Below are 8,660 nucleotides of genomic sequence, written 5' to 3'. Positions count from 1 at the left end.
TGCGAGGGCGCGCCGGCGGGCAGCTCCGGCTGGCGTACCCTGCAGAAGAAGTATCTCTGCTTCGTCAGCGCCAACAATGAATGGACCTGCGGCGCGAGCAGCTAGGCACGGGTCACTTCACGCGAAGAATGTCTCGCAGGAACGCCATCTCCACCTGCAGGCTCAGGTCCTGGTTGGGCTTCTTGCGCCAGCCATGGCCCTCGTCGGCGAACAGCAGGTAGCTGACCGGGACGCCGCGCGCGCGCAGCGCGGCGACCATCTGCTCGCTTTCGCTTTTCGGCACGCGTGGGTCGTTGGCGCCCTGCTCGATCAGCATGGGCTTGGTGATCTTCGCGACGTTGGCGCGCGGACTGATACGCGCAAAGACCTTCTGCATCCCCGGATCGCGCTCGTCGCCATATTCGGCGCGGCGATTGTCGCGACGATAGGCCTCGGTGTTCTGGAGGAACGTCGTCCAGTCGCCGATCCCGAACAGGTCGACGCCGCCGGCCAGCCGATCCGAATACATCGTCATCGCGGCGAGAGACATGTAGCCGCCATAGGAACCGCCGATCACCGCCACGCGGCTGGCATCGAGGTCCGGCTGCTTGGCGATCCAGTCGAGCAGCGCGCCGATATCCCTGACCGAATCCTCGCGCTTGGCGGCGTTGTCCATGTCGAGATACTTGGTCCCGTACCCGTCCGACCCGCGCACGTTTGGCACGATCACCGTCGCACCGAGTGTCTCGACAAAGCCGGCGATGGTCGGCGACCAGCCCGGCCGCGCCTGCGCCTCCGGCCCGCCATGGATGGAGATCAACACCGGCGTCTTGACACCCGCCGCGACCGATTTGGGGCGATAGACGAAGGCGGGCACCGACAGCTTGTCGAAGCTCGCAAACCGCACCAGCCTGGGTTCGGGCAGAGCGGCGCGATCAAGCGGCCCGATCTCCGACTCGGTCCAACGCTCCAGTTTGCCGGTGTCGATGTCCCAGCCATACACGTCTCCCGGGCCAGCGTGGGAAGAGACGGTCACCGCCAGCCGCTTGCCATCGGGCGACAGCCGCGCGCCCCCGATCACGCCTTTGGGGAAGGTCGGCTGCGGCAGCGCGCGGCCCGTGACGAAGTCCTGCACCACGACGCGCGAGAAACCGTCCTCGTTGATCGAATAAGCGAGCACGCGGCCATCGTCGCTGAGGTCGAAGCCCTCGACGTTCCACTTCAACGCCGGGCTGACCGGCGTCATTCGGCCGCTGGCGACGTCGATCTCCACCAGCCGCTGGACGTCGCTGCCCCGGTCGCTGACCGCCAGCACCGCCGCGCCGCCGCGCACGAATGTCGCGCCGGACAGGTTGGCGGGGGTACCGGTCGCGATCTCGGTCAGCGTGCCGCTGGCGAGGTCGAGCGTGAACAGCTTGTCCTCGCGGTTCGACACCGACCGCTGCAGCAGCAGCGTGCGCCCGTCCGCCGACACGTCCGCCGGCCCGATCGCGCCGGTGCCCTTGTACACGACGCGCCGGGACGCTGGATCCAGCGGGCTGGCGGCCAGGATCGAGCGGTCGCCGGACCCCTTCACTGCCTGGGACCAGTACAGCGCGCTGCCATCCTTTGCCGAAACCGCTCCCTCATTGCGCGTGCCTGCTTCGGTCAGCTGCAGCGGCCTGCCGTCGGGACCCATGGTGAAGAGCTGGAACCATTCGTCGCCACCCGTGTCGCGCGCGAACACGATCCTGTCCGTTGTCGGGATCGCCGTCGCGCCCGCGATCGGCTCGGCGGCAAAGGTGATCTGCGTGCGCGCCATGCCCGGACCCTTGATCCGGTGCAGCTGCGCCGTGGTGCCGAACCGCGTGGTGATGAGCAGGCTGCCATCCGGGAGCCAGTCGGCAACGGCGGCGGACCGGCCCTGCTGGTATCGCGCCACCGCCGCCGCCAGTTCGGGCGCGATCGGGGGCACGTTTTCCAGCGTCGCGGTGCCGACCGTGCGCGTCTCGACCTTGTCTTGAGCAAGGATAGGAGTGGCAAAGGTCAACAAGGCGGCGGTGGCGAGCAGATGGCGCATCGGATGGCTCCTTGTTTATCTTGCTATCCGTATCCCGGCCATCGATGCGCAACAAGTGCGGAACAGCGGCTGGCGCCTGCTCGGCCGACCCCGCGTTCGGTTTGAAGGACGCTGCCTCTGAGGCAGCGATCCAGGGCGGGGTCCGGTGCCGCTCACGCCGAACAGAAACCGTTTAACCCGAGTTAGTTCAAGCAACTTGGTACATTCTGCGGCGTTGGACCGGAATGACATTGTTTTCATTGCAGAGTCTTGACGGAACGGGTCGCATAACGTCTGATCAGGCGATCGAGGTTCGCGACGTATACGCGGCGCTCGTTCGCGCGAACTATCACATGCAAGAGCTGGCGCACGCACCCGACGCCATTGCCTCTGAGTTGCCTAGTCGGATCGACATCGCGGACCAGGATGGGCAAACCGTCGCCCGCCTCTTGCGGTCCGAGATCATGTTGACGATGGCCTAGCCAGGCGGTGGACATTCATACCCGCTTCACCGCCCAGGCCGCCCCGGCCGCCGATGCCGCCGAGCTGCCGCAACCAGCTCCCGACGCGCCGAGCATTCCCGAGCCGCGCGATGTTGCTTACCCGGGGGTCCTACAGCTGCAGGTCGACGCCCGCGATGTCGTGCGCGGCATCTATCGCGTTCGGCAGATCATCCCGGTCGCGCGGGCGGGCGAGATGGTGCTGCTCTATCCCAAATGGCTGCCCGGCTACCATGCGCCGCAGGCACCGATCGAGCTGTTCGCCGGGCTCCGGATCAGCGCCGGCGGCGAGCCCGTGGCGTGGAAGCGGCATCCGGTGACCATCAACGCCTTCAGCGTCGAGGTGGACGCGGGCGTCGATTGCCTGGAAGTGGAGTTCCAGTTTCTGTCCCCCACCGCTCCGTCGCAGGGCCGGGTGCTGTGTACGGAGGCGATGCTGTGCCTGCCGTGGAACGCGGTGCTGCTTTACCCCGCCGGCTATTACGCACGCCAGATCACCGTGATCCCCAGTCTTACCCTGCCGGAAGACTGGGACCTGACCTGCGCTATGGAGCAGCAGGACCGCGACGGCGGAACATGGCGGTTCGCTGCCGTTCCGCTCGACATACTGGTCGATTCGCCGGTGTTGGCGGGTCGTTACCTGCGTCGCATCGCCTTGGACGATCAGGTCGGCCTGACACTCGTGAGCGACCGACCCGATCAGATCGAGGCCACGCCGGAGCAGCTGGCACCGCATCGCTCGTTGGTGGAACAAGCCGATCGGCTCTTTCGCACTCGCCATTTCGATCGCTTCGAGATGTTGCTTGCGCTGAGCGACGAGCTGACCGGAGCCGGCGTCGAGCATCATCGCTCGTTCGAGGCCGTTACCACGGCCGACTACTTCACGAACTGGGACGCCAGGTTCACGCGCCGCGACACGGTGTCGCATGAGTATCTGCATAGCTGGAACGGCAAGCATCGGCGCGGCGCGGACTCCTGGACGCCGACTTTCGAGAAGCCGATCCGTAACAGCCTGATGTGGGTGTATGAAGGGCTGACGCAATATTGGACCAATGTGCTGGCCGCGCGTTCGGGACTATGGACGGCGGCGCAGACGCGCGAGGCGATTGCCCTCGTCGCCGCCAAGTACGACGCTCGCCCGGGCAGCCAATGGCGGCCGCTCGCCGACACGACCCGGGATCCGATCATCGCCGCGCGCGCGTCGCTGCCTTGGCCCAGTTGGCAGCGCAGCGAGGATTATTACAACGAGGGCGGGTTGATCTGGCTCGATGTCGACACCCGGCTGCGCGAGCTGTCGGGTGAGCAACGATCGCTCGACGATTTCGCGCGCGACTTCTTTGGCGCTCATCCGGGGGACTGGGGCACGCGCACCTATGTGTTCGACGATGTCGTGGATGCACTCGACAGGGTGGTGTCGTTCGACTGGGCGACGCTCTTCCACGAGGCGTTGGCGGACACCCATCGGCGCGCGCCGCTCGCCGGGCTGGAGCGCGGTGGATACCGGCTCGCCTTCCGCGATCACCCGAGCGGGTATCAGAGCGCCTTCGATGCCGAAGCTGGGCAGGTCGACCTGACCCACTCGATCGGGCTGACCGTCGGCACATCGGGTGCGGTTCAGGACGTGTTGTGGGACGGTCCGGCCTTTGAATCCGGGCTGACGATCGGCTGCACGGTGACAGCGATCGAAGGGCGCAGCTTCGACCCCGACTGGTTGCGGCAGGCGGTGGCCCGGGCAGGCGAGGGCGGCACGGTGAAGCTTGCCGTCACCAAGGGCAAGACGGTTCGAGCGTTCGAGGTCACATGCTCGTCGGGTCCGCGCTATGCGCATCTCGAGCCGATCGACGGCGCGCGCGCGCGCCTCGACGAGATCCTGGCACCGGTTCAGGCCTGACGTAGCCGTCACGCGAAAACCGCCGCCCAGGCATCCCCGGACGGCGGCTTCGTTCATCCCAGGCTTCAGCAGATCACTCGGCGACGTTGAGATACTCGCCTGCGTCCGCATCGGTGCCGGTGCCCGAGGTCACCACCGCCGCCAGCGGATCGTCGCCCAGACCGCCCGCATCGCGAGCGTTGCGGGCCAGCTCGGCCTCGTGCTCTTCGGACGCCGACGCTGGTGCGACCAGCGACGCCGACAGCGCGCGCTGCTGCGCCCGCAGCGCCACGTCCCTTGATGTAGCAGCAACGCGCAGCCGGTTCATGCCCGCGCCCGTGCCCGCCGGGATCAGGCGACCGACGATGACGTTCTCCTTCAGCCCCTGCAACGTGTCCTGCTTGCCCTGGACCGCAGCCTCGGTGAGCACGCGCGTCGTCTCCTGGAACGACGCCGCCGAGATGAAGCTGCGGGTCTGCAGCGACGCCTTGGTGATGCCGAGCAGGATGGGCTTGCCCTGTGCCGGTGCCTGGCCCTTGGTCAGCTTGACGTTGACCGCGTCCATCTCGTCACGATCCAGCTGCTCGCCCTTGAGCAGCGTGGTGTCGCCACCGTCGGTGATCTCGACCTTCTGCAGCATCTGGCGAACGATCACCTCGATGTGCTTGTCGTTGATCTTCACGCCCTGCAGACGATAGACCTCCTGGATCTCGGACACGAGATACTCGGCCAGCGGCTCGATCCCCATCGTCTCCAGGATGTCGTGCGGATCGGGGCTGCCGCCGATCAGGTTGTCGCCACGCTTGACGTAGTCGCCTTCCTGAACGTCGATCACCTTCGACTTCGACACCAGATACTCCACGACCTCGCCCTCGTCCGGCTGGATGCCGATCTTGCGCTTGGCCTTGTAGTCCTTGCCGAACACGACGCGGCCCGAGACCTTGGCGATGATCGCCGAGTCCTTGGGAATGCGCGCCTCGAACAGCTCCGCCACGCGCGGCAGGCCGCCCGTGATGTCGCGGGTCTTCGCACTTTCACGAGACACGCGGGCAAGCACGTCGCCCGCCTGCACGGTCGCATTGTCCTCGACCGACAACGTCGCGCCGGCCGCGAGCATGTAGCGCGCACCCTCGCCCTCGTCCTGACCCAGCAGGGTCAGGCGCGGACGCAGATCCTCCTTGGACTTGGTGGTGGCGCGATATTCGATGACGACGCGCTGGGCGATGCCCGTCGCTTCGTCGGTCTGCTCGGTCAGCGTCTTGTTCTCGATCAGGTCCTGGTACTTCACCACGCCGCCGGTCTCGGTGATGACCGGCATCGTGAACGGGTCCCATTCGGCCATCCGCTCGCCGCGCTCGACGACGTGGCCGTCGTCGAACAGGATGTACGCGCCATAGGGGATGCGGTGCGTCGAGAGCTCGCGGCCGTCCATGTCGGTGATCACGATCTCGCCCGAGCGGCTGAGCACGACCTTGCGGCCGCGCTGATCCACGATCACGCGCAGGTCGCGATAGGTGGCCGTGCCGTCGACCGGCGATTCGAGGTTCGACGTCTCGTTGAGCTGCGCCGCACCGCCGATGTGGAAGGTGCGCATCGTCAGCTGCGTGCCGGGCTCGCCGATCGACTGCGCGGCGATGACACCCACCGCCTCGCCGATGTTGACGGGCGTGCCGCGCGCGAGATCGCGGCCATAGCATTTGCCGCACACGCCGATCTTGCTCTCGCAGACCAGCGGCGAGCGGATCTTCATGCCCTGCAGGCCGATGCCCTCGATCGTGACGATCATCGCCTCGTCCAGCAGCGTGCCCGACGGAATGACGATCTTGCCGCTCTTCGCGTCGACCACGTCCTCGGCCGTGGTGCGGCCCAGGATGCGCTCGCCCAGCGACGCGATGACGCTGCCGCCCTGCACGATCGCCTTCATCTCCAGCATGCGCTCGGTGCCGCAATCCTCCTCGATGATGACGCAATCCTGCGACACGTCGACGAGGCGGCGGGTGAGGTAGCCAGAGTTGGCGGTCTTCAACGCCGTGTCCGCGAGGCCCTTGCGCGCGCCGTGGGTGGAGTTGAAGTATTCGAGGACGGTCAGGCCTTCCTTGAAGTTCGAGATGATCGGCGTCTCGATGATCTCGCCCGACGGCTTGGCCATCAGCCCGCGCATGCCGGCGAGCTGCTTGATCTGCGCCTGCGAACCGCGGGCACCGGAGTGCGCCATCATGTAGATCGAGTTGATGTCCTTCTCACGCCCGGTCTCCGGGTCGCGGCGCACCGCCTTGATCTCGTCCATCATCGAGTTCGCCACCAGGTCACCGCAACGGCTCCAGGCGTCGATCACCTTGTTGTATTTCTCCTGCTGCGTGATCAGGCCGTCCTGATACTGCTGCTCGAACTCCTTCACCTCGCCACGGGTCTTGTCGACCAGCTCTTCCTTGTTCGGCGCGATGATCATGTCGTCCATGCCGAACGAGATGCCGGCCTTGAACGCATGCTTGAAGCCCAACGCCATGATCGCGTCGGCGAACAGCACCGTCTCCTTCTGGCCGGTGTGACGATAGACCTCGTCGATGACGTCGCCGACGTCCTTCTTGGTCAGCAGGCGGTTGACCGTCTCGAACGGCACCTTGGAGCTCTTGGGCAAGGTCTCGCCGAGCAGCATGCGGCCCGGCGTCGTCTCGTAACGCTTGAGGTACTGCTTGCCCTTCTCGTCGGTCTGCGGAACGCGGCTGGTGATCCTGGTGTGCAGCGTCACCGCGCCGGCATTGAGCGCCTGATGCACCTCCGACATGTCGGAGATGAGCATGCCCTCGCCCGGCTCGCCCGTCTTCTCCATCGACAGGTAATACAGGCCCAGCACCATGTCCTGCGACGGCACGATGATCGGCTTGCCGTTGGCGGGCGACAGGATGTTGTTCGTGCTCATCATCAGCACGCGCGCTTCCAGCTGCGCCTCGAGGCTCAGCGGAACGTGGACGGCCATCTGATCGCCGTCGAAGTCGGCGTTGAACGCCGAGCAGACGAGCGGGTGAAGCTGGATCGCCTTGCCCTCGATCAGCACCGGCTCGAACGCCTGGATGCCGAGGCGATGGAGCGTCGGCGCGCGGTTGAGCATCACGGGATGCTCGCGGATCACCTCGTCCAGGATGTCCCAGACTTCCTTGCGCTCCTTCTCGACCCACTTCTTGGCCTGCTTGAGCGTCATGCTCAGGCCCTTGGCGTCGAGGCGCGCGTAGATGAACGGCTTGAACAGCTCGAGCGCCATCTTCTTGGGCAGCCCGCACTGGTGCAGCTTCAGCTCAGGCCCCGTGACGATCACCGACCGCCCCGAATAGTCGACGCGCTTGCCGAGCAGATTCTGGCGGAAGCGGCCCTGCTTGCCCTTCAGCATGTCGGACAGCGACTTCAGCGGCCGCTTGTTGGCGCCGGTGATCGTGCGGCCACGACGGCCGTTGTCGAACAGGGCGTCGACCGCCTCCTGCAGCATGCGCTTCTCGTTGCGGACGATGATGTCCGGCGCGCGCAGTTCCATCAGACGCTTGAGGCGGTTGTTGCGGTTGATGACGCGGCGGTACAGGTCGTTCAGATCCGACGTCGCGAAGCGGCCGCCGTCCAGCGGCACCAGCGGGCGCAGCTCGGGCGGGATGACCGGCACGACCTCCAGGATCATCCACTCGGGGCGGTTGCCGGAATCGATGAAGCTCTCGACGACCTTCAGCCGCTTGATGATCTTCTTGGGCTTGAGCTCGGACTTGGTGACCGCCAGCTCTTCCAGCAGCTCCTTGCGCTCACCCTCGAGGTCCAGGTCCTCGAGCATCTTGCGCACGGCCTCGGCGCCGATTCCGGCCGAGAACGCGTCCTCACCATACTCGTCCTGCGCCTCGAGGAGCTCGTCCTCGGTCATCAGCTGATACTTCTCGAGCGGGGTCAGGCCCGGCTCGGTGACGATATACGCCTCGAAATACAGCACGCGCTCGAGCTGCTTCAACTGCATGTCGAGCAGCAGGCCGATGCGGCTCGGCAGCGACTTCAGGAACCAGATGTGCGCGACGGGCGCTGCAAGCTCGATATGCCCCATCCGCTCGCGGCGGACCTTGGAGACCGTGACCTCGACGCCGCACTTCTCGCAGACGATGCCCTTGTACTTCATGCGCTTGTACTTGCCGCACAGGCACTCATAGTCCTTGATCGGACCAAAGATGCGCGCGCAGAACAGGCCGTCACGCTCGGGCTTGAACGTGCGATAGTTGATGGTCTCGGGCTTCTTGATCTCGCCGAA

3 protein-coding genes are annotated in these 8,660 nt (G+C 65.9%); 1 reads left to right on the top strand and 2 read right to left on the bottom strand.

What is annotated here, in order from left to right; genetic code table 11:
- Positions 1-112 precede the first annotated feature (112 nt).
- Positions 113-2,038: an alpha/beta fold hydrolase gene (locus JWN21_RS01590; protein WP_299645653.1), complete on the bottom strand. Its 1,926-nt coding sequence runs from the start codon at positions 2,036-2,038 to the stop codon at positions 113-115.
- A 468-nt stretch (positions 2,039-2,506) separates the two neighbouring features.
- On the opposite strand from JWN21_RS01590, the gene JWN21_RS01585 reads away from it, so the two are divergent.
- Positions 2,507-4,408, top strand: a complete 1,902-nt coding sequence (locus JWN21_RS01585) for a peptidase M61 (RefSeq protein WP_299645652.1) — start codon at positions 2,507-2,509, stop codon at positions 4,406-4,408.
- A gap of 73 nt (positions 4,409-4,481) precedes the next feature.
- On the opposite strand, the gene rpoC is transcribed toward JWN21_RS01585, so the two are convergent.
- Positions 4,482-8,660: DNA-directed RNA polymerase subunit beta' (rpoC, locus tag JWN21_RS01580; RefSeq protein WP_299645651.1), on the bottom strand; the 4,179-nt coding region annotated here is incomplete at its 5' end.

The organism is Sphingomonas bacterium, assembly GCF_028292945.1.
Lineage (GTDB): Bacteria > Pseudomonadota > Alphaproteobacteria > Sphingomonadales > Sphingomonadaceae > Sphingomonas.
The sequence above is the reverse complement of the archived record's forward strand: the minus strand, read 5'-3'. Positions and strand labels throughout refer to the sequence as shown.